Here is a 26279-nt window from a genome sequence, read left to right as displayed (position 1 = left end):
TGCGCACCGTGCCGGGCGCGATAGGAAGCGCCCATGTCTGAAAACAGCAATGATGACAATGCGGCCATTCTCGCGGCCATCGCCCAGATCGACCAGAGGCTTGCGGCGCTTGAAGGCCAGATGCGTGATCTGGGTAGCCAAGTTGGCCGGGTGCATCATTTCGCCGAAATGGTGCTTAACGAAGTTCACGCCCGGCGGCGCGATCGACAAGCGGATGACAATGGCGGACGGCGCTGGTCGGAAGCAGGCTTTCCGCTGATCGAGCGCAACTGGCCGATCCGGTTCGGTATTGGCGGCGACGGCGCTGATTATCTCGCAGGCAATTGGTGGGAACCGGAATATTGGGGGCTTTGGGGCCGCGAAGACACACACGCGATCCGCTTTGCGTTGGAAAGCTATCGTGGCGGCTATGTCGAGGTCAATCTGACACTGATAGGCTTGGTAGGCGCCAGCGCGCAACGACCGACCGTCGAATTTACAGCAAATGGTTATTTCCTGCTCGCGCACACGCTTCGGCCAGATGAACATACACTCAAGCTTCGGCTGCCTCCCGCCTGCATCGGCGAAGGTGATGTCGCCTTATATATGAAGATCAATCCGGCGATATCGCCGCAGGCGCTTGGCATTAACGAGGATGATCGGGTGCTTGGCGTCGGCCTCATCTCCCTTGACATATGCTGATCAAAGACAAACAGCCTGCCTGCGCTGAAACGGCAAGGCAGCTATTGCGTCGCGACCACGCCCTGTCTAGTCGAGAAGCATACGCGTCCCGACACGGAGCAACAGCAGAGTGAACGAAACGCCTTCTTATCATTCCAGATTTGGCGGATTGTGGATCGATCAGGACGACTGGCGGCAGGAAGTTACCCGACGCGGACTGGATGAAGGACAGAAGGAACTGGTCGAGCGCTTTGTCGCAGACGGCTATGTCATCCTCGAAAATGCCATTCCGCACGAGATCGTTGACGCTTTCGCCAACCCGATCGCCGCAGCCTTCCAGAGTGGCAATTCCGACATTCTGTATCAGCCGCATGGCGATTCGCAGGCACGCCCTATGGCGGAGGGAGCGGACGGACTGACGTCCCGCGTGGTGGACGCTTATGTTCCTCTGCCCCAGGCGCTCGACCTGTTCGCCGCACCGGCCCTTCTCAACTTTCTCCAGACGATTTTCGCTGACGACCCGCTGCTGTTCCAAAGCCTGAATTTCGAGAAGGGGTCGCAGCAACCGCTGCATCAGGACACCGCCTATGTCGTGGTCGACGGCCAGCCGTTGCAACTGGCGGCTTGCTGGATCGCGCTGGAAGACATTGTCGCGGGATCAGGCGAACTCATGTATGCACCCGGATCGCACCGGCTGCCCGACTGGCAATTTGGTGGCGACAAGAAGCATTGGAATCCCGAACTCGACGGCATGGAAACCCATGGCCAATGGGCCGTATGGCTAGAGGATCAGGCGCGCGCCGGCCGCGGCGTAGGCCGGTTTCTGGCGCGCAAGGGCGACATTCTCGTCTGGCATGCGGATCTGGCGCATGGCGGCTCTCCGGTCGCCGATCCAGCCCTGACGCGGCGCAGCCTGGTCGGGCATTTCTGCCCCCAGCGCCAGAAACCTTATTATTTCGGTGATCCGGCGCATGCCGCTGTACGACACCACGGCGCACTGGGCTATGCCAGCCAGCATTTCCAGCTGTCGCCGATGGACAAGCCAAAAGATCGCACCCCTCCCTCCACCCCGCGCAGCATGTTCGGCTGGCCGCGCCTGTCACTGGCGCAACTCTATGCAAAGCGGAAATTGTCGCGATCGAGCTGAATGATCGGGAGCTGATGGCCAAGAGCCAGTTGCCAAGAATGGACTGTTGCCGCTACGCTGACGCGCAAGAGGGGTCAGCATAAAAGACAAGGTCACACCACGCCCATGGTCGCGCGATCATGTGGCGCGTCTCAACCGGTTGAATAGAGGACTGCATGGCCAATTTGATTGTCACGGGCGGCGCGGGTTTCATCGGCGCCAATTTTGTTCGCCACTGGCGCAAAGTGTCGCCGGCTGACGGCATCGTCGTCCTCGACCTGCTGACCTATGCCGGCAACCCGGCCAATATTGCGGACGTAACCGATGTCACGCTGGTCGAAGGCGATATTTGCGACACCGATCTGGTGTCGAAGCTGATCGCGGACCATGATGTCGACACGATCGTCCATTTCGCCGCCGAAAGCCATGTCGACCGGTCGATCACCGGCCCCGACGCCTTCGTCACCACCAATGTCGTGGGCACGCACAGCCTGCTCAAAGCCGCCAAGAGCGCCTGGCTCGACAAGGGCAGCGGCAAGCCGCACCGTTTCCACCATGTGTCGACCGACGAAGTCTATGGCACGTTGGAGCCCGAAGACCCCGCCTTCAGCGAAACCACACCCTACGCCCCAAATTCGCCCTATTCAGCGTCGAAGGCCGGGTCGGACCATCTGGTCCGCGCCTACCACCATACCTACGGTCTGGAAACGACGACCAGTAATTGTTCCAACAACTATGGTCCCTACCAGTTTCCCGAAAAGCTGATCCCGCTCTTCACCCTTAACGCACTGTCGGGCCGCAACCTGCCCATCTATGGCGACGGCATGAATGTGCGCGACTGGCTGCATGTGGAGGATCATTGCGTCGGCATCGAACTGATCCTCCGGAAGGGCCGGATCGGCGAAACCTATAATGTCGGCGGTGGGCAGGAACTGCCCAATATCGAAGTGGTGAAGGAAATCTGCCGTGGCGTCGACGCCGCCTTCGCCTCCAATCCCGACCTTGCTCGTCTCTTCCCCGACGCGCCTGCCGCAAAGGGCGGCGCCAGCGCTGACCTCATGACCTATGTCGAGGACCGCAAGGGCCATGATCGCCGCTATGCGATCGATGAAACCAAGATCCGGTCGGAACTGGGCTATGAGCCCGCCCGCGACTTCCCGCAGGGCTTTGCCGAAACGCTGGCCTGGTATCTGTCGAACGAAGACTGGTGGAAGCCTCTGGTCGAGCGCGCGAAGATCGCCCGCTGATATTTTGCGGCCGCGCATCCGGCCTGGATGCGCGGTCCGACCCTATTGCGGATATCTCATGAAGCTCGACATCATCATCCCGGTCTATCGCAACGCCGCGATGGTGCAGGATTGCATTCGGTCGCTGGTGCCCAATCTCATCGAAATTGCCGATTGCGCGCCACGCCTGATCGTCATCAACGATTCTCCTGATGATGAGGAAGTCGAACATTATCTCGCCTCTGGCGAAGCGATGCGGTCGATCGGCCTCATTCTGCGCAACAACGAAAATCTGGGCTTCGTCCGCAGCGTCAACAAGGGACTGGCGCTGGCGCGTCAACGTGGCGCGGCCGCGCTGCTGGTCAACAGCGATACGCTGACCTATCCGGGCACGCTGGCTGAAATGGTTGCTGTGCTACACGCCGATCCCCAGATCGCCTTCGTCTGCCCGCGATCCAACAATGCGGCGCTCTCTACTTTCCCGCAGATGCCCAATCCACTGTGTGATGCAGGATCGCTGCCCGAAACCTGCCATCACGCCTGGCAGATGCTGCGCCATCACCTGCCTCGCTATACACTCGCTCCTACCGCCGTCGGCTTCTACATGCTGATCGCCGACCATATCCTGCGCAATTTCGATCCTCTCGATGAGGAGTTTGGTGTCGGCTATGAGGAAGAAAATGACCTCGTCATGCGTGCGGGCAAACTTGGCTATCGCGCAGCCATGGCCAATCATGCCTACGCCTATCACGCCGGCTCGGCCTCCTTCCTGCTCAAGGACATGGATCTGCGTGGCCAGCAGGAAGGCAATCTGAACAAGATGATGGCGCGGCATCCGGAATTCCTACCGCTGGTGCGCGCTTATGAAGGTACGGCCGATTATCGCGCCGAAACCCAGATCAAGACGCTGCTTCCAACGCCCGAGGGCCGCCGCAAGGTCGCACTCAACCTGCTGACCATGGGCACTCACCATAACGGCACAAACGAACTCATCGTCAACGTCATCCGCTGGCTGGAGGCAAACCCGCCGGCGGATTTCGACATCCACGCTATCTGCAAGCCCGGCGTCGCCGAATTTCATGGTTTCGCGAACTTCCAGTCGATACGTATCGAGGAAAAGATTCGCCCCGATTATGCGCTGTCGATCTTCTTCGGCCAGCCATTCGACCTGCATATCGTCAACCTGATGGAGTATTTGGCGCCCATCAACATCTATGGCATGCTGGACGTGATTGCGCTGGATTGCAGCAATCTGCGCGGCCAGGACGATATTGAACCCATGTGGCGTCATGTCGCGGAACATGCGGATGGCGTCTTTTTCATCAGCGAATTTTCGGGCGAGACTTTCCGCAATCGCTTCGCCCGCCACTTCCGCACCAACGCTTATACGCGCCTGTTGCCGACCCGCCTGTCGGCCTATCGAGACACCGGTCATGGCGCGTCGGGGGGCAGCGACCATGTGCTGGTGATGGGCAATCACTTCAAGCACAAGGCCTCGGAAGCCATCGGCCGGCTGCTGGCGGATGCGCTGCCAGACACGGCCGTCATTGCCATGGCAGGTGTCGCAACCCGAGACGGCAACCTGACCCTCGCCGCGTCCGGTGCCGTGCCCGAAGCGGACATGGACGCGCTGTTCGCCAATGCCAGCGTGATCGTGCTGCCATCCCATTATGAAGGCTTCGGTCTGGGGCTGGTCCATGCGCTGTCCCGGGGCAAGCCGGTGGTGGTGCGCGACATTGCCCCGGTGCGCGAAATCCTGGCGACCTATCGATCGACCGAAGGCGTCTTCCTGTTCAGTGACGACAGCCCACTGCCAGAGCTGGTGCAGCAAGCCGCACGCTTTGGCCGGTCCCACGCCGATGATCGCGACGCGACGGACTGGGCGGACTGGGCAAGCGGCTTCTGGACCTTCGCGCAATCGCTATTCGATGATCCTGCACTGATGGAGCGCCTGTTGCGCCGGATCGAAAGCAGCGACACGCTCAAGTTGGCGCACCGTCTGAAAGACAAGGATGACGTCGCCTTCCAGCCCGAAGGACAAGTACGGCAGGTGTCGCTGGGTGCGCTTTTTGCCCTGCCCGACGAAGTCTTCGTCCAGTCGCTCTACAAGAATTTCCTCGGCCGTCCCGCCGATCCGTCAGGCCTCGACCATTATGTTCTCTCGCTGCGCAATGGCGCCAGCAAGAAAAAGGTCGCAAAGGCGATCATGCGGTCGGACGAGTATAAAGCGAACGCCAGCCGCATCCACATTGTCGACCGCTGGCGGTTGATGTTCTGACGAGCGCGTTAGGCCGTCCGCGCCAGCAGTCCGGCCGCATCCCGATCCGCCAAAACCTCATCGGCTGGATCGAGCAGCCACACGTCGCCGGGCCGCCATGACGCACCGTTCACCCGCCCCTTACCAGCCAGCGGCACAAACCAGACTGGCCCTTGCGTCGTCGGCAGCACCTGCCCGGCAGTCCAATGCCCCAATTCCATGGAAAAGGGTGAGTCCGTTCCGTCCAGCAGCACCTGCGCCTGACCCAGCGGCACATGAACCGGCGACCGGACATATGGCTCCAGCCGACTGGCGGCGATACCCTGATCCAAATGCAGTTCGCGCGGCCGACCATAGTCGAACAATCTGTAGGTCACATCGACATTCTGCTGCACCTCAACCAGCGTGATGCCGCCACCGATCGCATGCACCGTGCCAGCGGGCACGAAATAGCAGTCGCCCGGCCGCACCGGCTTCCAATCGATCCGATGCTCCAAAGACCCGTCAATCGCCGCCGCGCGAAAGGCCTGGGGCGACATTGGCTCCAGCAGCCCCAGCCCCAACCGCGCATCGGGCGCGCAGTCCAATATATACCAGGCCTCTTCCTTGCCGCCTGTCAGGCCAAAAGCATGCGCCTGCCGGTCATCAGGATGGACCTGGATCGACAGGGGCTCGCTGGTGAAGAGATATTTGACGAGGAGCGGCAACGCCTCTCCGCCCTCAAACCAGATCTCGCCGATTTGACCGCCCCGCACGTCGAAATGGGCCGGAATATCCTCCCGGCCCCATGTCTTTTCGACGGCACGCGCAACAAGCTTTGGCATCAACGCCGTCCTGTCAGAGACGCTTAATTGCTCAGCGCATTCTCGATCGTCACGGCGGGCAGCACGGTGCCCACCAGGATGTTCACGAAACGCTGGAAATCCGCGACCGGGCTGTTGGAGGCGTAGAGTACGTCCCGGTCCTGAATTTGGAAATTCTGCATGGTGAAATAGGTGGCCGGGTCGCGCATGTTGACGCGATAGATCACCGGCACCCGGCCGTCGGCGCGATGGCCAAGACCCGCCACATTGGAGACCCGCGCTGGATCCTCCCAACGGAACAGGAAGACGCCCTTGGGATCAGCCCGGCCATCCTGAAGGCCCGCAACGCGCCCCAGGGCCTGCGCCAATGTCAGGCCGGTGGCTTCGAACTGCACTTCGCGATTGGCGCCCGTTGCACCCAGCGCGGTGAAACTGAACGGTTGGTAGAGCGCTGTAACGACGTCGCCGGCCTTGAGCACCACATTCTGGCGCGGGTCGCTGATGATCGCCTGCAACGGCATCATCTCGACCTTGCCTTCGCGGCTCAACTGCACGGTCATGCGGCTGGCCGCTTCCTTGGTGCCGCCCCCCGCCGCAATCGCATCCAGGATGGTTTCGCCCTTCGGCGTCAGCGGAATGCGTGTGCTGTTGGTGACATCGCCTACAACCGATACTGTCGCCGTCATATTCTGGGCCAACCGGACATTGACCTGCGGCAGATGCGCCTTTTGCCGCAACCGACCGACGATATCATGTTCGATGTCGACCAGCGTACGACCGACCACGGGGACCGTGCCAGCGAAGGGAATGTTGATCGCGCCCGAAGGTCCGACGACATAATCTGGCAGGCCGGTGCCGCGACTTGTCTCCACCGATGTCGGCGGGGCGATCGCACCGAACAGCACCGCCGGCGGCGCTTCCCAGACCGTGACCTGCAACACGTCGCCGATGCCGACGATCTGGCCCATCGGCGCTGCACCGCCAAACAGTTCGGCAAAACCCGGCTTGGGCTGTGCCACCGGCAACTCACTATTCTGTTCGTCCAGGCTGATGATTCGGATGCCCTGAACCGTGGTGCTTTCCGCAGCCTTCATGACATGCTGCTTGCCAGGGCCGACAGAGGTACAGGCCGACGTCAGGATCGCCAACGCTAGCAAAGCCTTCCGCCCTGAACGCGCCTGCAATTTCACGAGGTCCGTCAATCTGTTCATCCGATTATCCAATATCTTCGCATCCAGCCATACCGCCCGGACCGCATTGCCTATCCACTATAGGGGCCAGCGAGTTGCAAGCCCATTATTCTTCGGCGTTCACACGGGTCGCCGCATCAGATCAACCGTCCAGCATCCATCGCAGTGTCCGAGTCAACGGAACATGCGCCAGCGGTCCGATCACCGCCTCGACGCGGGCCGGATCTCCATAGAGAATCGCAACATCATTGGCGCGGACGAAATCCGGGTTGACCATGACCTCCATCCTATGTCCAGCAAGCGACTGGACCGTTTCCAGCACCTCACTCAACGTCACCGCCTTGCCCGAACAGAGTTGGAAGACGCCGCCAATCGCGGCAGGCGCTTCCATCAGCCGGGCGTAGGCGTCGACGACTGTGCGCACATCGGAAAAGTCTCGCGCCACATCGATATTCCCCAGTTCGATCCGCTCCGCCCGCCGGCGGGCATGATCAACAATCTTTGGAATCAGGAAGCGGGGCGACTGGCCAAGCCCGGTATAGTTGAAAGGTCGTGCGACGATGATCGGCAACCGATCGGCAAACAGGCGACAGACCATTTCGGTCGCCACCTTGCTGACGCCATAGTCGTTCGCCGGCATGATTGGGCTGTCTTCCGTTAGGCAGCCGCCCTGATTCCCATGAATATTGGCGCTGCTCGCCACGAGCACCGAAAGAGGCGGCGTCGGCAAGCTGGCCAGAGCGCCCAGCAACAGGCGCGTACCCACGACATTGGCGGCATAGATTTCCGACACATCGCCATGGGCGACGAAGGAGATGGCGGCCAGATGGACGACATTATCCGGCCGCACCATATCCACGATCCGCTCAACGCTGGCGCGATCGACCAGATTGCCGGCATGGACGGCGTCAAAATGCGGGATTGCCCCGGCATCCGGCGCAGGGACCAGCGCATGCACCTCATGCCCGCGTTCGGCCAGCAACGCCGCCAGATGCCGTCCGGTAAAGCCGCCGCCGCCGGTGATCAGGGTTCTGGGCTTGCCCATCGGCATCGGCCTAGAAGCTGAACCCGGCCTGGTTCCGGCGAATATCCGCCTGCACCATCATGTCACACAGGCCTTCGAGCGATGTCTGCGGCGTCCAGCCCAACCGGTCGCGCGCGCTGCTGGCATCGCCAATCAGCAGGTCGACTTCAGCCGGCCGATAGAAGCGCGGATCGATCCGCATCAATGTTTTGCCGCTCTTGCGGTCGACTGCGATCTCTGCCTCGCCCTCGCCCGCAAATTCCACATCAAACCCGGCCGCACGGAAGGCGAAATCGAGGAAGGTGCGCACCGTTTCCGTCCGCCCGGTCGCCAGCACATAGGTGTCAGCCTCATCGGCCTGCAACATGCGCCACATGCCATCGACATATTCGCGGGCAAAACCCCAGTCGCGCGCCGCGTCTATATTGCCCAGCGCCAGACAATCGAGTTGCCCGAGCGCAATCTTGGCTACGGCATCGGTAATCTTGCGCGTCACGAACTCGCGGCCCCGCAACGGGCTTTCATGATTGAACAATATGCCGCTGCATCCAAAAATGCCGAAGCTCTCACGGTAATTGACCGTGCTCCAATGGGCATAGAGCTTGGCCACACCATAGGGGCTGCGAGGATAGAAGGGCGTCGCCTCATTCTGCGGCACCGTCTGCACCTTGCCGAACATTTCCGACGTGCTTGCCTGATAGAAACGGATCGTTGGATCGACGATACGGATCGCTTCCAGCAGGTTGACTGCGCCTAGGCCGGTAATCGCACCCGTCGTGATCGGCTGATCGAACGACACCCCCACAAAGCTCTGCGCCGCGAGATTATAGACTTCGCGTGCGCCGGTCTTCTGCAACAGGCGGATCGACGCCGACAGATCGGTCAAGTCATGTTCCACCAGATGAAGATTGGGGTGATTGGTGATCCCCAACTCCTCGATCCGCCAGAAATTGACCGAACTGGTGCGGCGATAGGCACCATAAACCTGATAGCCCTTTTCGAGCAGAAACTCGGCCAGATAAGCGCCGTCCTGCCCGGTAATGCCGGTGATGATCGCGGATTTCATCGCGCGACGATCAGCCCTTCTGCCCGACGCGCGTAATGGTGAAGCCGGCTTCTTCGGCCTCGGCGACGGGATAGATGTTGCGCAGGTCGACTAGCACGGGCTGGGTCATGGATGCAGCTAGGCGCTTAAGGTCGAGCGCGCGGAACGCATCCCATTCCGTCACCAGCACTGCCACATCGGCCCCGGCAGCGGCTTCATAGGCGTCCTTCGCCATGGTGACGCCCGGCATCATCGGCGCGGCCACGTCCATGCCTTCAGGGTCATGGGCGACGATCTTTGCACCGGCATCCTCCAGCGCCTGCACGATCGCCAGGCTGGGCGCGTCGCGCATGTCGTCGGTGTTGGGCTTGAAGGTCAGACCCAGCAGCGCCACCGTCTTGCCCCGCGCGTCGCCGCCCAGCGCCTTGACGATCTTGCGGCCCATCGCCCGCTTGCGCAGGTCGTTGACCTGCACCACCGTCTCCACGATGCGGATCGGCGCGTCATAATCCTGCCCCGTCTTCACCAGCGCCAGCGTATCCTTGGGGAAGCAGGAACCGCCATAGCCGGGGCCTGCATGCAGGAATTTGCTGCCGATGCGGTTGTCGAGGCCGATGCCGCGCGACACATCCTGCACTTCGGCGCCGACAGCTTCGCACAGGTCCGCCATTTCGTTGATGAAGGTGATCTTGGTCGCCAGAAACGCATTGGCGGCATATTTGATCAGTTCCGCCGTGCGCCGGCCGGTGAACATCAGGGGCGCCTGATTGAGGCTGAGCGGACGGTAGATCTGCGCCATCACTGCGATCGCGCGTTCGCTGCCGGTGGTGCCCACGACCACGCGGTCGGGCCGCTTGAAATCGCCGATCGCCGCGCCTTCGCGCAGAAATTCCGGGTTCGACACGCACTGAATGTCCAGATCCGGGCGCAGTTCGCGGGCGATCCGCTCCACCTCGTCCCCGGTGCCCACCGGCACGGTCGATTTGGTGACGATCACCGTCGGGCCATCCACCGCCTCGACGATTTCCCGCGCCGCAGCATAGACATAGGACAGGTCGGCATGGCCGTCGCCCCGGCGGGAAGGCGTGCCGACCGCGATGAAGATCGCGTCCGCGCCCTTGACGCCGGCGGCCAGATCGGTGGTGAAGGTCAGGCGGCCAGCCGCCGCATTGCTGCCCACCAATTGATCAAGGCCCGGCTCGAAAATCGGCATCTTGCCCGCTTCGATCGATGCGATCTTCCCCGCATCCTTGTCCACGCACACCACGTCATGCCCAAAGTCCGCAAAACAGGCCCCGGACACAAGTCCAACATAACCCGTGCCGATCATCGTGATTTTCATGTGTAGGTCCGCGTCCTTGGAAGAGGTGAATGACGGTGGCTGCGACGGCTAACAGAGCGCCGCATCATTGTGAAGCGGCTTGCATCCCGGCGATCATCTGCCGCAACTGGGTGCGCCAGTGCGGCGCCGGCCCGCCCAGTGCCGCAAAGGTCTTTCCCTTGTCCAGCACCGAATAGCTGGGCCGCCGGGCGGGCGTGGGATAATCGGCTGTGGCGATCGGCAGGATCGTCACATCCTTGTCGAGCAGGCCGGCCGCACGCCCTTCCTCATAGATAGCGACAGCGAAGTCGTACCAACTCGCCGCACCGCTGTCGGTATAATGATAGATGCCGGTCGCCCCGACATCGACCAGTTTCCAGATTGCCGACGCAAGTGCGGGCGCATAGCTGGGCGTGCCGATCTGGTCGGCAACGACGCGAATTTCCGGCCGCTCCTTCATCAGACGCAACATGGTATGGACGAAATTGCCGCCAACCGGGGCATAGACCCAGGCGGTCCGCACGATCAGCGAATCTGTGCCGGCCAGTTGCTCGCCCGCCAGCTTGGTGCTGCCATAGACACCCAGCGGACTGGTCGGTGCGTCGGGCGCATAAGGCGTGCCGGCGCCACCATCGAACACGAAGTCGGTGGAGACATGCACGAAGCGCGCGCCGATGCTGCGCGCCGCATCGGCCAGGGCGCCGACAGCCGTGCCATTGACCGCCATAGCCCGATCAGAGTCGGTTTCCGCCTTGTCGACCGCGGTGTAGGCGGCGGCATTGATGATGATGTCTGGCGCCACGGACTCGACGAAGGGCTTGATCAGATCAGGCTGCGACAGGTCCAGTTCCGCCGACCCGACACAGACCAGCGTAACGCCATCGGGCACCGTCGCCTGTAGCGATCGCCCAAGCTGACCATTGCAGCCGGTAATCAGCGCCTTCATGCAAACGCCTCGATCTCGGCCAGCGCCTTGCCCTGCTGGTCCTTGCCCGACAATTGTGGCTCCAGCCCTTCCAACGGCCATTCGATACCGACCGCCGGATCATTCCACATCAGCGAATGTTCGGCCGACGGATCATAAGGGGCCGTGCATTTATACAGAAAGTCCGTGCCATCCTCCAGGCTGACAAAGCCATGGGCAAAGCCCGGCGGCACCCAGAACATGCGCTTGTTCGCAGCCGACAGTTCAACCCCGGCCCATTTGCCGAAGGTCGGGCTGGACCGGCGCAGATCGACCGCCACGTCCCAGACCCGGCCGGATACGACGCGGACCAGCTTGCCCTGCGGATTGGGGTTCTGAAAATGCAGTCCGCGCAGCACGCCTCGGGCGGAGCGGCTGTGATTGTCCTGCACGAAGTTCAGGTCCAACCCCGCTTCGCGAAACACCGCCGCATTCCAGCTTTCCAGGAAAAAGCCGCGATCATCGCCAAACACGCGCGGTTCTATGATCAGCAAACCGTCAATGCCGGTTTCAACGATGTTCATGCAAAAGCGCCCTTGCCTTCCAACAGCTTGGCCAGATAATTTCCATAACCGCTCTTGCGCAGCGGCGCCGCCAGCTTTTCAAGCTGGGCGTCGTCGATAAAACCCTGCCGCCAGGCGATTTCTTCGGGGCAACAGATTTTCAGCCCCTGCCGCTCCTCGGTCACGCGCACATAGAGCGACGCGTCGAGCAAGGAACCATGGGTGCCGGTATCCAGCCAGGCATAGCCGCGACCCATAATCTCGACGTTGAGGCTCCCTTCCTCCAGATAGAGGCGATTGAGATCGGTGATTTCCAGTTCGCCACGCGGCGACGGCTTGAGCGAGCGCGCCAGTTCAACAGCGCGACCGTCATAGAAATAGAGGCCTGTCACCGCATAGTTGGACTTGGGTTCTTCGGGCTTTTCCTCGATCGTTTCGGCCCGGCCGTTGGCATCGAAGGACACCACGCCATAGGCTTTGGGATCGTTGACATAATAGCCGAATACCGAGGCGCCGGTGGTGCGCTGGTCCGCCTTGGTCAGAAGATCGCCCAGACCATGGCCGTAGAAGATATTGTCGCCCAGCACGAGTGTCGACGGGCTGTCGCCCACGAAGTCGGCACCGATCAGATAGGCCTGCGCCAGGCCGCCCGGATCAGGCTGCACCGCATAGGATAGCGACAGGCCCCATTCCTCGCCGGTGCCCAGCAACGCCTTGAAGGCGGGGGCGTCATGCGGGGTCGTGATGATCAATATTTCGCGAATACCCGACAGCATCAACGTCGACAAAGGATAATAGATCATCGGCTTGTCATATACAGGCATAAGCTGCTTCGATACACCCTTTGTCAGCGGATAGAGCCTCGTGCCCGATCCACCCGCCAATATTATACCTTTGCGCAATGTATGCCCTCCCGAATCAAGCGGTCTCTAGAGCCAAACTGGACGGATGAAATTAAGCCCCCGGTTTCATCGGGCTAGGACATAGCGGATGGATTTCGCACATGCAAAAACAATCCAGCCTCATTAACGATCAATTCGGCGACGGCGCGCGGCGTTTTACCGCACGGCGCCGTCTTTATCGAATACCCCCTTCCCTGCCGGGTATATCGCTGCCCAGATCATGCCCTGTCGCCATCGCACCGGAGAACCGTTTTCATGAAGAGACGCGAATTACTGCACAGCCGTCAGAACAACGGATCGGTGATGCTCAATGAAGCCCATGCCTTCGCCACCCGCTTTGCACTTAGCCTTTATCGGCGGCGCGCCATCTATTCCTTCATCCCCAAAAATGCCTGCTCGACGATGCGCTTCACCCTGGCGGTCGACAACGGATTCCTGCGCAAGACGGATTCTATCCAGTGGATCCACGCCAATAACGGCGCGTTCGTCGCCGCCCAACCGGACCTTGTGACCGCCGATTTCACGTTCACCATCCTGCGCTGCCCGTTCGACCGGCTGGCCAGCGCCTATCTTGACAAGATTGTCGGCATGCATCGGGATGCCTGGGATTTCCGCGAGGAAGGACATGCCAGCGGCAGCGCAATGGATGCGTCCTTCACCGACTTCATCCGCACGATCACCAGCGACAGGGCCAGACGGCAGAATATCCACTGGCGCCCCCAGAGCGAATTTCTGCTCTATGCCGCCTATGACCGCTATTACGCCTTTGCCGATATGCCGGCGATGGCCCGCGACCTTAAATCCACGCTGGACCTCGACATTGTCGACGCCCGATCCATGACCGGCCATGGCCGCGGCGCTCTACAAAAATTGGATGGCGATTATGGCGCCATGCCCGCCCTCGACATCGCCTTGCTGAAGCGGGACGGCCAGTGCCCCACAACACACGCCCTCTACACCGACGAAACGATCGGGTTGGTCGCCAGATGCTACAGGGAAGATATTCGGCTCTATAGAAAACGCACCGGGCATCCCTGCACATTCACGACCTGATGAGACCGATCGCACGCAGCAATTCGCGTGTCGTATCATCCCAGCCCCGTGGAATCGCCGGAGGATTAGGGTCGGGATGCTCCAGAGCTGACAATAGCGACGCAGCCAGCGCTGGAGGATCATCCGACGAAAAGAAATGGAGACCGGGCCGCGCAAGTTCACGAAAGACCGGCAGATCGCGCGCCAGCACCTTGCGCCCCTTGTCCAACGCCTCGACCACCGGCAGTCCGAAGCCTTCGCCATGAGACGGCACCCATATCAGCGCCGCGCGCGCATAGAGTTCAGCCAGATATTCGTCCGATGCGTCGTCCAGCCAGAACAGGCGCGTGCCGGCGTCGGGATGCTGGCGCAACCTTTGCTGCAACGGCTCCGTCCGCCAGCCCGGACGACCAGCGATCACTAACAACGGAGCCTCCCGCCCCTGCTGCCACAGCCAGTCCATCGCATCGATCGCCTGCGCGTGCGCCTTGCGCGGCTCAATGGTCCCGACCATTAGCACCGCCGGGCGCCCCTCCATTCGCGCCAGCAGAGCGTGACCCGACGGCGCGATCCCTCGACTGGGGGCGCTGGCGGACAGGTCGCCGCTCAGCGCGATCGCTCTGATGCCGATCTTTGCACGGCGCGGACCACCATGATCCGCCATCCAGTCACGCACATCCTGCGCGACGGTCGCCGATATGCAGATCAACTGGTCGGCATGGCGCAACAGCACCTTCATCCAGCGTCGGAAATTGCGCCCCGTACTATCGGGAAACCAATCGGAATGGCGCAGCGGCAGCATATCATAGACCAGCACATGGACGCTCGCACCGCGCCGTTTCCATCCCGCCACCTGACGCCGATGCCGCCACAGCCGATGTGCGGCAAGGTCCAGCCCCAGGAAGATGTCGCCCGCCGCGACTTGCACCGGTCGCACATAGCCAGGCATGCCAGCGGTCAGGAAATCCTGCCCCGCCTCGCAATAGCCGCGTCTGACGGTTGCGAACACCGGCACCAGTCGCACACCAGGCAGATCGGTCGCCAGCAGCCCCAGCCAGATCGCCCGGACGACCCGCTGGATGCCTGTTCCTGCATCATGCTGGATGATAGTCGACACATCGACCAGCAATTGCCGGTCATGGCCCGTGCCCGAAGCGGCACCGCCCCCTCGAAACAGGCGACGGACCCACCCCGGCACCACGCTCATTCGGTCGCGTGCGCCGTATAATAGGCGTAGGCTTCGTCCAGATCGTCGAACATATGCAGCCGCCCCCCAGCCAGCACGCCGGCCTTGTGGCAATGATCCCGCACATAATTGGCATCGTGCGACACCATGATCATGGCCCGATCGGCGCGTTTCACATATAATTCTTCATGACAGCGATCGCGAAACCGCGCATCGCCCACCGCCGTCACTTCGTCGATCAGGAAGCAGTCAAACTCGATCGCCATCGACACCGCAAAGCCAAGACGCGCGCGCATGCCCGCCGAATAGGTACGGATCGGCTCCCACAGATATTTGCCCAGTTCGGCAAAATCTTGCACTGCTTCGATCTTCTCTTCCGGGTTGACCCCATAGACGCGACAGATGAAGCGTAGATTGTCATAACCCGTCAGGGAATGCTGGAACGCCCCGGAAAAGGCAAGCGGCCAGGACACCGTCATGCGGCGAATGACCTGTCCACGCGTGGGCGTTTCCGCTCCACCGATGATCCGCACCAGCGTCGATTTGCCGGCGCCGTTACGGCCCAATATGCCGACCTTCTCACCCTTTGCGATGCTCAGGTTGATGTCCCGGAACACCTGGTGCCGGCCATGACGGGTCGGGTAGCTTTTCGCTACATCATCCAGAATGATCATTGCGGTATCAGATCTTTTTCGACAGCCCGGATCTGGATCAGCGCTAGCCCCGTCAAGATCGTGCAGACGAGCGCGACATAGCCAAGGTCATAATGGGGCGTGAAATGCGATCCGAAAAAACCGTCACGCACACATTCGATACCATGCACCATCGGCAGCCACAGCACGATATTTTGCATATCCGGCGGCAGGGAGTCGACCAGAAAGGCCGCGCCGGACAGCGGGAAGAGCAGATAGGCGCATGGGTGCCAGAATTTGTCGATCAGTTCGATCCGATGCGACAATGCCCCCAGAAACATCGCAAGCGACGATCCGAACCAGGCCAGCATGCCCCATCCTTCAGCCACCTTGAGCACATCTTCGGGCAAGGACAACCAACCAAGAGACGCAAAGAACAGGGTCAGCACCACAAAAGAGGTCGCGACGCCTGCAATTTCCAACACCAGCCGCGACAGGAAGATGTCCAGCACCTTCACGTTGCGGTGATACATCAACGACAGATTGGGTTCGATCGCGCCCACCAGCCGCGAGGGCATGTTGCGCCACACCAGCACGCTGGAATAGCCGGTCACGGCAAAGGCGGCGATGGGAAGGTCGGACCCGTGCACGCTCTTCGTCATCGCCCATAGCGTCGTAACGCCCAGGGTAAAAATCATCGGTTCGACGAAGAGCCAAAGGAAGCCGATATTGTGGCGACCATAGCGGGTCATCATTTCGCGCCGAAGCAGCGCGCTGATCACCCGCGCCTGGACTGCAAGACCCTTGCGCAGCGTCTGGACGTCCGCCTGCTCCCCGGCCGACATCAGTCCTTATGCTCCCGGATCCCGGCGGTCAGCATGGTCAGGATACCCCAGATGATCAGACCGACCACCAGCGTGCTGATGATGCCCCGAAGACGGCGCGGCTCGTCGGGCGAATCCGGCATGCTCGGTTCCGCGATCCGTTCGATATAGGCGCGCTTGCGGCGGGCCTCGTTACGCGATTCCTGAAGCGTCGCAATGGCCGCGCCCAGTTGTTTGTCGGCAATCTCGCTTTCCAGTTGCAGGCGCTGATATTCAGCGGCCGTCGCGGCGAGCGAGGTGCGATTGCCCGCCACCTGGCCCATCTGAGCGTCGATTTCCTGCCCCAACTGGGACACGCGCGCGGTCAACACCGGAATCTGCGGATTTTGCGGGGTGAAGGCGCGCAACTGGACCAATTCGGTCTTGGTCGCAATCAATTCATCCTGCAACTTGGAGATCATCTGCAACTGCACCGTGGCCTGCCGCTCAGGATCGACCACGCCGCTGCGATTGCGATAGTTGGACAGCGCCACGGCCGCGTTGCGCGCGACCAACTTGGCCTCTTCCAATTCCTTATTGCCATAGTCGATCAGGTCGGTGCGGCCGCGCTGGTTGAGCCGGTTGACCAGATCCTCGGCGCGTTGCAGCAGCCGTTCGTTGATCTGTTCGGCTTCCTTGGGCGAAAAGGCCCGGACGCGCAGGGTCGTGATCGAAGACGCAGCGTCGTTGCTCACTTCCAGCTTGTCGCGATAGAAGCGGAACAGCCGTTCATTGGCCGCCCCCTCCCCCATCGGGTTGAAGCGGTTGAAGATGGACACGCCATGGTTGCCATAAGCGCGCGCGACGAGACCGTCGCCGTTCACCGCCTTCAGCGCATCCCGCGAGAGGATATAGTCGCGGGTCACATAGGCTTCACTATTGTCGTTGGAAAAACCACTTGCCTTGAGCAGCATGCCCAGCCCTGCTGCGCCGCCGCCCTTGTCCGGGCTCCGCACTACGAACCGCGATTCCGAAATATAGACGTCGGATGCAAACAGGCCGAAATACAAGGTTGCGACGATGGTGGGCACAACCACCGTGGCCAGGAACAGAGGGTTCTTCAGGCCGGACAGTTTTTCAGTGATATTGCTCATCAAGCCCCAGCAAGCCGCAGTGTTTCGCAGGTTGGTAAGCGTGCGCTGCAACAAAGTCCAGCGGTCAATCACAGCAGTCTGCCGCATCAAAGACGGCAGTTCACCGCATTAACCAAGCGCCTGAAAGAACGCAGAACAACAAAAGGACGATTGCCGAAAACGACAATCGCCCTTGTTCACTGACATTGAAATCAAGCGGCCTGAAAACCGCCCGCGCATTAATCGACAGGGATTTCCGCACCCAGATTGGTTTCGACATTATTACCCTGAAAGAACCGTACGAAACGGTTGTAATAATGAACCTGCTTGCGGTTGAAAGTGTCGAACGACGCCTGATCATACAGTTCCTGCACGTCGACCCCATCCTTCAACAACTTGCGCGCGGAGACGTTGGGGATCCCGGCCTGGTTGGCCATTTCGACAGTACGGGTGTCATGCGTCACCAGCATGGCCGGGGTTCCGGCCAGCAACGTCGCGATCACGCCGTGGAGGCGTGTGCCGATCGCAAACTGCACGGTCGATGCATAGTCGGTCCAGGCGCCGACATCGGTGAAGATTTTGAGGTTCGCCTTGAGATAGTCGACAACCGCCCCCTTATCTTCGCTGCCATAGACCTGCGCCAGATAATCGAGCGCCTCGGGCGCCGTTTCCGCCGTCAGTTCGCCACGGGCAAACTGCATGTCCTGTCGTTCGGTCTGCGCGACATAATCATAGCCATTCGCCATCGCCAGCCGCATCATCATCAGGCCAATGTGCGATTTAGCCTTGGGATTGAACATATTGGGTTCGTCATCATAGCGCGTGCCGCTGATGCTGACGCGACTGATAGGCCCTTCGACCTTCTCGACCCGGGGCGGACCATCGACACGCCACAGCAGCGAGGGGCAGCCTGTAACAGTCACATTGGTGACACCCGCGCTGGCCACGACATCAGCCGTAAAGGCGCCCCGAACGGAGAGATATTTGCACCGTTCGGAAACGACTTTCAGGAACCGCTGAGTTCCAGGCAACAACTCAGGAATAGCGCTGTCAAACGACTGAGCGCCCAGCCCCAGAATAACCGTGGGCAGGTTGGCCCGCTCGATCAACGCTGCCAGACCACCCAGATCACGGCGGCCTGTCAGCCAGTTTGCCGCCGGGATAATGATGCCGTCATGATGTTCGCGAACATAATTGGGGTCAAAGCCCATGCCCGCCGAAGGCTTGTCATGCTTCACCACACGTCGCGACGCGGAAAAGAACATGAGGTTGCCGGTATTAAGCCCCGTTTCGGTCAGAATTTCGTCGACCGTCTTACCCTCTGCATTTTCAACTGAACCCGGACGCGAGGAAAAATAAGGATTTTTCATTACTATCCACAATCGTTGAGTGGCAAGGGATGCCATCAGAAAACTGATGTTCTGTTCCTCTAACCGAGGGATTTATCCCTTGCAACCGCGATGCTGCAATCACCGTTTTTTGCAGCGCAGCAAAATGGCCACATAAATTGACGGCGCTTCGGCCTGGAAACGGGGTAGTGGAGCGGCCGATAAATGGCCCCCCGATGCCCAGAGGGCCACCCTATTTCCCCCATTCACCCTCTCGGGCTCATTCCCATCCGCTCACCACGGACGGGAGAATATCGACATGTCATGCGTTGGTTCGGATCGAGTTCAGCCATGGTGAACAACAATGCGGCGAACGAGAATGACGCAAGAAGTGGAGTTTCTATGATCGCCATTTTCCTGAACATGCTTTTGCCGATGGCCGCCACGCCTGCGCGCCCGGCCACGCCTGCGCCGCGCCTGTCGCTGAATGTGACCGCCGACCTGGACAATCAGCGCACCCTCTTTTCCTGGCCGGGCCAGCGCTGCGCAGACCGGCGCATGCAACCTGACGCACCGGTGCGCGCCTTTCGCCGCGCCGATGGCCAGATCACTCTGATTTCCGGATCCTATGTCAACTGGACCATGACCGGCCCAAGCTTCGACAGCCTGAAGGTCAATTGCGACAGCGTGTTCAGCCCGGAAGGCGCTGGAGCCGGCGATCAGGCATGGATAGAGGCGACCTACACGCCTGACGGACGCACGGTAGGCGCATTGTTGAGCCGGGAGATCGCCGACGACAAGCGCCCCGGCGCCTGCGTGCCCGGGCCGGACAATAGCTGCTGGCTGGGCGACATCATCGCCGCCCGCTCAACCGACATGGGCCAGAATTACAGCAAGGGTTCGGTGGTCGCGACGTTGGGGGACAAGCGCCCGGCCAACGGGCGCCGCTATGGCGCTTTCACCACCAGCAACATCGCCAAGGGGCCGAACGGCTTCTACACCATCGCCTTTCTGGAAGCGAAGGACATGATCCGCGGCAATTGCCTGCTGCGCAGCGACGACCCCCTGGACCCGGCGCGGTGGCGCGGATGGGATGGAAAGGGCTTCACGCTCAACATGAACGATCCAGCCAGTGCGCAGCGCTGCGCAACGCTCGCCAATCTGAACCAGCCGGTCCGCTCGATCGCCTGGGTCAGCGCCAAAAAGCGCTGGATTGCTGTCCTATCGGACAACAAGGCCAGTGGCGGCCGCCAGAGGCCCGGCGTCTATTTCGCCGACAGCCCTAACCTGTTCCGCTGGAACACACCCCGCCTGCTAGCAGACTCAGCCATTTCCCTGGTCGGGCCTGAAGTGCAGCAGCGCCGCTGGTTCTATCCCGTGATCCTCGACCCCAACAGCAAGTCGCGCAATTTCGATACGATTGATCATCCCGATGCCCTGCTGATCTTCGTCGCCCATCGCCCCGGAAAGGGGAAAGGCCCGATCAACAAGAATCTTGTCACGGTGAACGTCCATATCGAATGAGGGGAACGGCAATATCGCAGGGGCGCGTCACGCAACGGACGGCCCCTGCGCACTCCATCAACTGGCCGGAGTGAACACCAGCATCGGCGAATAGGCGTGCTGTACGGCCCAGCTGGTGTAGAGATGGTCCGTGCCCACAAAGCCGCTGCGCATCATCGCCCTACGCACATTTTCGCCCAGTCCGCCCCAACTGGCGCGTTCATCCTTCAGCTGGAAAATCGCCGTACCACCTTGCGGCTTGAGCAGGCGCTTGAGTTCACGGGCGATAACCCCAACATCGCCGGCGTCATCCGCATCGACCCGCACAAGGATGAGGTGCAGCCCGCCATCCTTGTTCGGCAGGCGCCCCTTGCCATAAAGTTCCGCCAGCAGCGCGTCCATGGTCAGCCTTGGCCCTTGGAACTGCTTGGCCCAGACCGGCTCCATCGCGCCTTCCAGACCCACCGACAGACAGGGCAGGCGACGGAACATATAAGCGGATTCGCCCAGCCAGCGGTACAGCGTGCGATCGTTCCGACCACTCTCGCAACTCGGGCACTGGGCGTCGTCGCCAGTAAACGCTTCACCGAACCAGTCGCAAATATTGCAATGGTGCAGCTTGCCGGCACGCACGGCGGCGAAGGTGTCCAGTTCATCCAGCATACACGGATGCGCCACCACGACCGTTTCGTCGAACCGCTGCGACAGGCTGGGCCGGGTCTTGTTGAACAGGGCCACGATATTTTCAACCGGGCCCATCTTCCAGCCGCAGCTTTCAATGAAGAAGCTATATTCGACGTCGGTATAATCATGCGGCACGGCTTCGGAAAAACCGCCGATCGCATCATACATGGCCCGGCGCATGCCGAACAGGCCACCCTGCACATGGCCAAAGGGCCGGTCAGGATTGTCCGTCGCAAAGCTCTTGTTGCGGAACTTGTCGAACAGGCGAATGCCCTTGGGATAATCGGCGCCCGTCAGATAGGTGGGCGACTTTTCGACCGTACCGGCCAGCCCGACCATGGGATCATGCTTGAAAGCATGAACGAACGGAATTTCCCATCCTTGCGAAAAGCTGAAGCCCTCCTTGCCGCAGACATAGATGACGACGTCGCTGACGCCCTGATCCACCGCAGAGTTGGTGCCCGGCCCCACCATGGCGTTCCGGTTGTTGTGGATGATCGTCACATTGTCGCTGCGATCCCACACCGCATCGAGATGATCGGCTACCGCCTCGCGACTTGATTGATTGTCGCAGACGATCAGATGATAGGGCAGCGATGTATTGTGCTGAATGCGGTCGATGACGCCCGCCAGTTCCTTGAGGCCATTCCAGCTGACAATGACGATGTCGACGGTCCGGTTTTCCCACACGCGCGTCAGCACGTCGACCGCCCGGCCCACATCATGCTTCTGCAAGGCCTTCTTCTGCGCCGCCTGGATCATCGCAGCGACCTGATTGGCGGGCATGGTGTAATAACGGCGAATGGCGTCCGCCACCGATTGCGGATCGGGGTCCGCCATGATGCCGGTAATGCCGTCCACCACCAGATCCGGGATGCCCGCAATATTGGTGGTCAGGACAGGAACGCCAGCCGCCATGCTTTCGACGATGGACGTGGGGATGCCGTCCATATCGCCTTCCGCCGTCCGCACGGACGGACAGGCGAACAGATCGGCGCGCTGCATCACCGCCGGAATTTCGTCATGGTCGAGCTTGCCGCAGATGAACACATTGTCCAGCTTCAACTCGTCGATCAGGGCGCGATATTCCGCCTCGCAATCGCCATAGCCATAAAGTTCGATCCGCACGCCCAGATCGCTGATCGCCGGCGCTGCCTTGATCAGCAGGTCCAGCCCCTTCTTGGGTACGAAACGATGGACGGCGATGATCCGCCGCTGGCTGCGCGCGTCCTTGCCCGGCTGGAACGCTTTGGTGAAGCGGCTGGTGTCGACCGCATTGGGATTGATCACTACCTTGTTGCGGGGGAAGCCCCGGCTGATCACGAAATCCAGATGATATTGCGACAGGGTGAACATCCGCACGCACAGTGGCGACTGGCCGATTTCGGCCAGACGGTTCTTCTCATCATTCGAATATTTGAAGATGTCCTGCGCGTGCGCCATGAAGGTGAACGGAATATTCGCCTTTTCGCAGGCCGGCCACACCATGTCAGTGACGGTGGGATAGACGAAATGGGCATGCACGATGGTGCGCCCGGTTTCGACCAGACGCCGCGCCAGATCCTCCATCGACGCGACCCGTTCATAGGGCACGCTGAACCCCGGATCGAAGCCCTTGTGCGGACTCTGCCGGCAGAAGACCATCACGTCATAGCCGCGATCGATCAGTTCCTTCACCTCCGACAGGACGAAGGTTTCCGAAGGCACCGGGAAATGCCAGCAGAAATAGGCGATCTTCGGCGCTTCGTTGACCGTCTTGAGCGTAGGCAATTTCGCAGGCTTGATGATCGGCGCCGCCATCGCGGCATGCCGGCCAATCTGCGCCATGACCGTGTCATAGACGGTGCGCATCTGCTCGACATAGGTGCCGCGGCCGAATTTGGCGTGCGCGCGCGCCAGTCCTGCGGCCCCCATCGACTGAACAAGCGCAGGATCCGCACAGAAACGCTCGACAAAGGCGACAGCCGCCGCCGGCGTCCGATAGGGAATGAGATGTCCAGTGACGCCATCCTCGACCAGTTCGGGGATCGCGCCCCAGGCATAGGCGATTACCGGGCGCTGCGCCGCCATCGCCTCCAGCACCGTGCGGCCGAAGGATTCGGCGAAGTGCGACAGGCTCAGGATCACATTGGCCCAGGCCATCGCCTCGACCGGGCTGGCGGCATAGCCTGGAAAGAGGATATTCTTGGGCACGACGCCTTCGACCTGCCCCTTCTTGAGCGCCTTGACCGCCTCGCTTTCCGGACCGATCAGCAGAAATTCGGCATTTGGGCAGCGCGTTTCGCACAGACGCGCAATCTCCACGACGTCGGCCAATCCCTTTTTAGGGATGTTGCTGCTGACCAGCCCGAACCGAACCTTGCCCCCCCGGATCGGATTGTCCATCGCCAGTTCCTGGAGATCGACCGTGTTATAGACGGTGAATGTCCGGTTCGTCTTGTTAAAGACGCGCGACGTAACATCGGAATTGCCGATCACCCAATTCGCGCTCGACCGGACTTCCTCAATAATGTCGTCGCACGAGGCCCCGATGACCTTGATCAACGCGTCGTCATGATCGATCAGTTCACGCACATGCACCATACTCTGCACGTCGCACTGGCGCGCCGCGCGCAGACATTCGCGCAGCATGATGGTGTTGCTGTGGACGATCTTGATCTTCATCGCCCGGATCATCTGCGAAAAGAGCGCGACCGCATCCGGATTGATCGCCTCGTCCTTCTTCCACCAGCCATATTGGAAGGTGGAGACATAGACGGCATGACGCCGTAGCATGTTGGTGTAATCCGGCGCATTACGCGGCAGGACCACATAAACATTATAGCCAAGCGCGCTGATGCCGCGCACCATGTCGATGAAACTGCGCTCGCTCCCGAACAGATGAGGAGCGGCCGCATGGGCGACAACCAATATGCTGGGCTTAGCCGGATCGAACGCGGCATGGCCGTAAAATTGTTTAAAATTCAGCTTCTGCGCCAGTTCCGGCGCCACTTCGAGCATGGGCGAGCGCCGCTTGTCGGCGGACGAACGAGTCTGCGCAGCGCCCCCGGGAGCGCCTGCCCCCTCCGTCAGTTGAATAGTGCCAGTGGCGCCGCCCAGAACGATCGATGGCTGATCCGCCAGCCGCACCTGCGGTATGCCCCGTCCCACCAGCGGCCGATCAAAGCGCAGGGTAAAGCCATGATAGCCGCCGCCCTTGCCAGCTTCCGCCAGATCGGGTCGGGCGCCATCCGCCAGCACCGCGCCGATAATCTGTCCGTCCAGTTCAGCCTCGACAGTCAGAGGCATATCGGGCGCATCGGCGCGCCACACCCATCCTGACACCTCGTGCCGTGTCACCAGTTCGATATAGCCCTCAACCATGGAGGGGTCCGGCGCGGACACCGTCTGACCCGCGCGCTCCGCTTCTAGGTCGCGCATTTCCAGCGTGCCCGACGCACCGCCCAGCACCACGCCGGGCTGAGCCGACAAGCGGATTTGCGGCACGATGTCGCCACCCAGCGGCGCGGGAAATTTCAGGACGAAGCCATAGCGCCCGGTGCCATGCCCGGAATCCCGCAAATCTTCACGCAGAACATCCGCCGTTGCGGTGCTGACGACTTCACCGTTCAGGACGGCTTCGATCGTGAGCGCCGCATCGGGCGCATCAGACCGCCAGACCCAACCCGTCGCGCCGTGCCGCGTCAGAAGTTCGATATAGCCTTCGACCTGCGCAGGATCGATCGAAGCTTCCCCGGTCGTGGGCGCTGGCAGGCTGCCTTCGACCAGATGCACTTCGCCGGTCGCGCCGTTCAGCACAATATCGGCATGCTCCACGACCCGAACGATCGGCAGGACATCGCCGGCAATCGGCTCGAAGAAACGCAGCGCGAAACCATAGCGACCGCTTCCCTTGCCCGCGGCGGCGACATCCTCGCGCAATATATCCGCCTGCGCCGCGCCGATGACCGTGCCGTCCAGAACCGCTTCGACCGACAAGACCATGTCCGGCGCATCTTCACGCCAGACCCAGCCACTCACCCCGTCATGGGTCAGAAGTTCGATATAGCCTTCCACGGCCACCGGCGGAGAGACAGGCGCTTTATCCGCCGTTACATCAATCGCTCCATGCGCTGTCAGTATCATGGACGGACGCCGGGTCAGACGAACGATCGGCTCCGCCCCTTCGGCGATAAAGTCGTCATAGGGCAGAATGAAGCCATAACGCCCCGTGCCTTTGCCCGCGACAACCAGATCCTCACGCGCAATCTCCGCCACCGCGCTGCCAATCACCTGATCGTCCAGCACGGCTTCGACCGCCAGCGCCATATCCGGCGCGTCCGGACTCCACACCCATCCGGTTGCGCCTTCGTGACTGGCATGTTCGACAAAGCCCTCGATATGAGGAGGGATGTCGCGGTCTGCTTCGGTGGCGACGTCGGCAGCGCCCGATTCTGGCGCATCGGCTTCCGCCGGCATATCGGCTATCAGCATGAAGGCGCCGGTGGGGCTGATGGCGACCGAGCGTTGTTCGGCAAGGCGGATCAGCGGCTCTTCACCCTCCATTAGCGGGCGCAGCAATTCCATCCGGAATCCATGATTGCCCAATCCCTTGCCCGCGGCGGCAAGGTCCGGCCGCGGCAGGTCCGCCAGCGCCAGACCAACAATTTCATCATTCACCAGCGCTTCCACGCGCAACGGCACATCAGGAATATTGGCACGCCAGACCCAACCAGCCACCAACTGGGGCTCCATGGCTTCGATATAGCCTTCAACCGCTGGATTTTGTTCATCTTTCTGATCAACACGCTTCCAGTGCCGATCCCAATCCCGCAGCGCCATATTCAAACTATCAACCCCCGCCGACTTCAAAATGAAATATAGTCACGAATCAAGCAAGATGACGATCAACTCACACCTTCAGCATATTGAAGGAACATCCCCAAAAGGCAATAATCTTCCCCGCATTGCAGCACAA

The 26279-nt window shown here is 60.9% G+C and carries 20 protein-coding genes; 6 read left to right on the top strand and 14 right to left on the bottom strand.

What is annotated here, in order from left to right; translation table 11 throughout:
• The first annotated feature begins 33 nt into the window (after positions 1 to 33).
• From ACFOKF_RS04490 to ACFOKF_RS04475, 4 genes are all read left to right on the top strand, one after another.
• A complete protein-coding gene (locus ACFOKF_RS04490; RefSeq protein ID WP_380793513.1) occupies positions 34 to 681 on the top strand; it encodes a hypothetical protein in 648 nt (215 codons plus the stop codon).
• Positions 682 to 790: 109 nt separating this feature from the next.
• Positions 791 to 1807, top strand: a complete 1017-nt coding sequence (locus ACFOKF_RS04485; RefSeq protein WP_380793511.1) for a phytanoyl-CoA dioxygenase family protein — start codon at positions 791 to 793, stop codon at positions 1805 to 1807.
• Positions 1808 to 1962: 155 nt separating this feature from the next.
• On the top strand, positions 1963 to 3033 hold the full coding sequence (gene rfbB / locus ACFOKF_RS04480) for a dTDP-glucose 4,6-dehydratase (protein ID WP_380793509.1): 1071 nt from the start codon (positions 1963 to 1965) through the stop codon (positions 3031 to 3033).
• 58 nt (positions 3034 to 3091) lie between these two features.
• On the top strand, positions 3092 to 5290 hold the full coding sequence (locus ACFOKF_RS04475) for a DUF4214 domain-containing protein (protein ID WP_380793507.1): 2199 nt from the start codon (positions 3092 to 3094) through the stop codon (positions 5288 to 5290).
• Positions 5291 to 5298: 8 nt separating this feature from the next.
• Here the strand turns inward: ACFOKF_RS04475 and ACFOKF_RS04470 are convergent, their stop codons facing one another.
• The 8 genes from ACFOKF_RS04470 to rfbA form a co-directional block, all read right to left on the bottom strand.
• A complete protein-coding gene (locus ACFOKF_RS04470; RefSeq protein WP_380793505.1) occupies positions 5299 to 6093 on the bottom strand; it encodes a type I phosphomannose isomerase catalytic subunit in 795 nt (264 codons plus the stop codon).
• 23 nt (positions 6094 to 6116) lie between these two features.
• Positions 6117 to 7166 carry a polysaccharide biosynthesis/export family protein gene (locus tag ACFOKF_RS04465; RefSeq protein WP_380793503.1) on the bottom strand — a complete coding sequence of 350 codons (1050 nt, stop codon included), beginning with the start codon at positions 7164 to 7166 and terminating at the stop codon, positions 6117 to 6119.
• Positions 7167 to 7404: 238 nt separating this feature from the next.
• On the bottom strand, positions 7405 to 8307 hold the full coding sequence (locus tag ACFOKF_RS04460) for a GDP-mannose 4,6-dehydratase (RefSeq protein ID WP_380793501.1): 903 nt from the start codon (positions 8305 to 8307) through the stop codon (positions 7405 to 7407).
• A 10-nt stretch (positions 8308 to 8317) separates the two neighbouring features.
• Entirely contained in the window at positions 8318 to 9352 is a 1035-nt protein-coding gene (gmd, locus tag ACFOKF_RS04455) for a GDP-mannose 4,6-dehydratase (RefSeq protein ID WP_380793499.1), read from the bottom strand.
• Positions 9353 to 9362: 10 nt separating this feature from the next.
• Entirely contained in the window at positions 9363 to 10673 is a 1311-nt protein-coding gene (locus ACFOKF_RS04450; protein ID WP_380793497.1) for a UDP-glucose dehydrogenase family protein, read from the bottom strand.
• Between the two features lie 64 nt (positions 10674 to 10737).
• Positions 10738 to 11598, bottom strand: a complete 861-nt coding sequence (rfbD, locus tag ACFOKF_RS04445; protein WP_380793495.1) for a dTDP-4-dehydrorhamnose reductase — start codon at positions 11596 to 11598, stop codon at positions 10738 to 10740.
• Entirely contained in the window at positions 11595 to 12140 is a 546-nt protein-coding gene (gene rfbC / locus ACFOKF_RS04440) for a dTDP-4-dehydrorhamnose 3,5-epimerase (protein WP_380793493.1), read from the bottom strand. The genes rfbD and rfbC overlap by 4 nt, the downstream gene beginning before the upstream one ends.
• On the bottom strand, positions 12137 to 13021 hold the full coding sequence (rfbA, locus tag ACFOKF_RS04435) for a glucose-1-phosphate thymidylyltransferase RfbA (RefSeq protein WP_380793491.1): 885 nt from the start codon (positions 13019 to 13021) through the stop codon (positions 12137 to 12139). The genes rfbC and rfbA overlap by 4 nt, the downstream gene beginning before the upstream one ends.
• 255 nt (positions 13022 to 13276) lie before the next feature.
• On the opposite strand from rfbA, the gene ACFOKF_RS04430 reads away from it, so the two are divergent.
• Positions 13277 to 14074: a sulfotransferase family 2 domain-containing protein gene (locus tag ACFOKF_RS04430; RefSeq protein WP_380793489.1), complete on the top strand. Its 798-nt coding sequence runs from the start codon at positions 13277 to 13279 to the stop codon at positions 14072 to 14074.
• Here ACFOKF_RS04430 and ACFOKF_RS04425 read toward each other — a convergent pair.
• From ACFOKF_RS04425 to ACFOKF_RS04405, 5 genes are all read right to left on the bottom strand, one after another.
• Entirely contained in the window at positions 14064 to 15260 is a 1197-nt protein-coding gene (locus ACFOKF_RS04425) for a glycosyltransferase family 4 protein (RefSeq protein ID WP_380793487.1), read from the bottom strand. The genes ACFOKF_RS04430 and ACFOKF_RS04425 overlap by 11 nt on opposite strands.
• Entirely contained in the window at positions 15257 to 15913 is a 657-nt protein-coding gene (locus ACFOKF_RS04420; protein WP_380793485.1) for an ABC transporter ATP-binding protein, read from the bottom strand. Before ACFOKF_RS04420 ends, ACFOKF_RS04425 begins: the two co-directional genes overlap by 4 nt.
• Entirely contained in the window at positions 15910 to 16716 is an 807-nt protein-coding gene (locus ACFOKF_RS04415) for an ABC transporter permease (RefSeq protein ID WP_380793483.1), read from the bottom strand. Before ACFOKF_RS04415 ends, ACFOKF_RS04420 begins: the two co-directional genes overlap by 4 nt.
• Positions 16716 to 17828 carry a hypothetical protein gene (locus tag ACFOKF_RS04410; RefSeq protein ID WP_380793481.1) on the bottom strand — a complete coding sequence of 371 codons (1113 nt, stop codon included), beginning with the start codon at positions 17826 to 17828 and terminating at the stop codon, positions 16716 to 16718. The genes ACFOKF_RS04415 and ACFOKF_RS04410 overlap by 1 nt, the downstream gene beginning before the upstream one ends.
• A gap of 218 nt (positions 17829 to 18046) precedes the next feature.
• Positions 18047 to 19177 (bottom strand): polysaccharide pyruvyl transferase family protein, encoded by a 1131-nt coding sequence (locus ACFOKF_RS04405; protein WP_380793479.1) that lies wholly within the window; start codon positions 19175 to 19177, stop codon positions 18047 to 18049.
• Between the two features lie 360 nt (positions 19178 to 19537).
• Between ACFOKF_RS04405 and ACFOKF_RS04400 the strand changes: the two genes are divergently transcribed.
• A complete protein-coding gene (locus tag ACFOKF_RS04400) occupies positions 19538 to 20659 on the top strand; it encodes a hypothetical protein (RefSeq protein ID WP_380793477.1) in 1122 nt (373 codons plus the stop codon).
• Between the two features lie 57 nt (positions 20660 to 20716).
• Here the strand turns inward: ACFOKF_RS04400 and ACFOKF_RS04395 are convergent, their stop codons facing one another.
• Complete coding sequence (locus tag ACFOKF_RS04395) at positions 20717 to 26041, bottom strand: glycosyltransferase (protein ID WP_380793475.1); 5325 nt, start codon at positions 26039 to 26041, stop codon at positions 20717 to 20719.
• Positions 26042 to 26279: the final 238 nt, after the last annotated feature.

Origin of the sequence: Sphingobium rhizovicinum, from assembly GCF_042647625.1 — a bacterium.
GTDB classification, from domain to species: Bacteria; Pseudomonadota; Alphaproteobacteria; order Sphingomonadales; family Sphingomonadaceae; genus Sphingobium; species Sphingobium rhizovicinum.
Note: the sequence above shows the minus strand (reverse complement) of the source record. Positions and strands in the feature narration are given on the sequence as shown.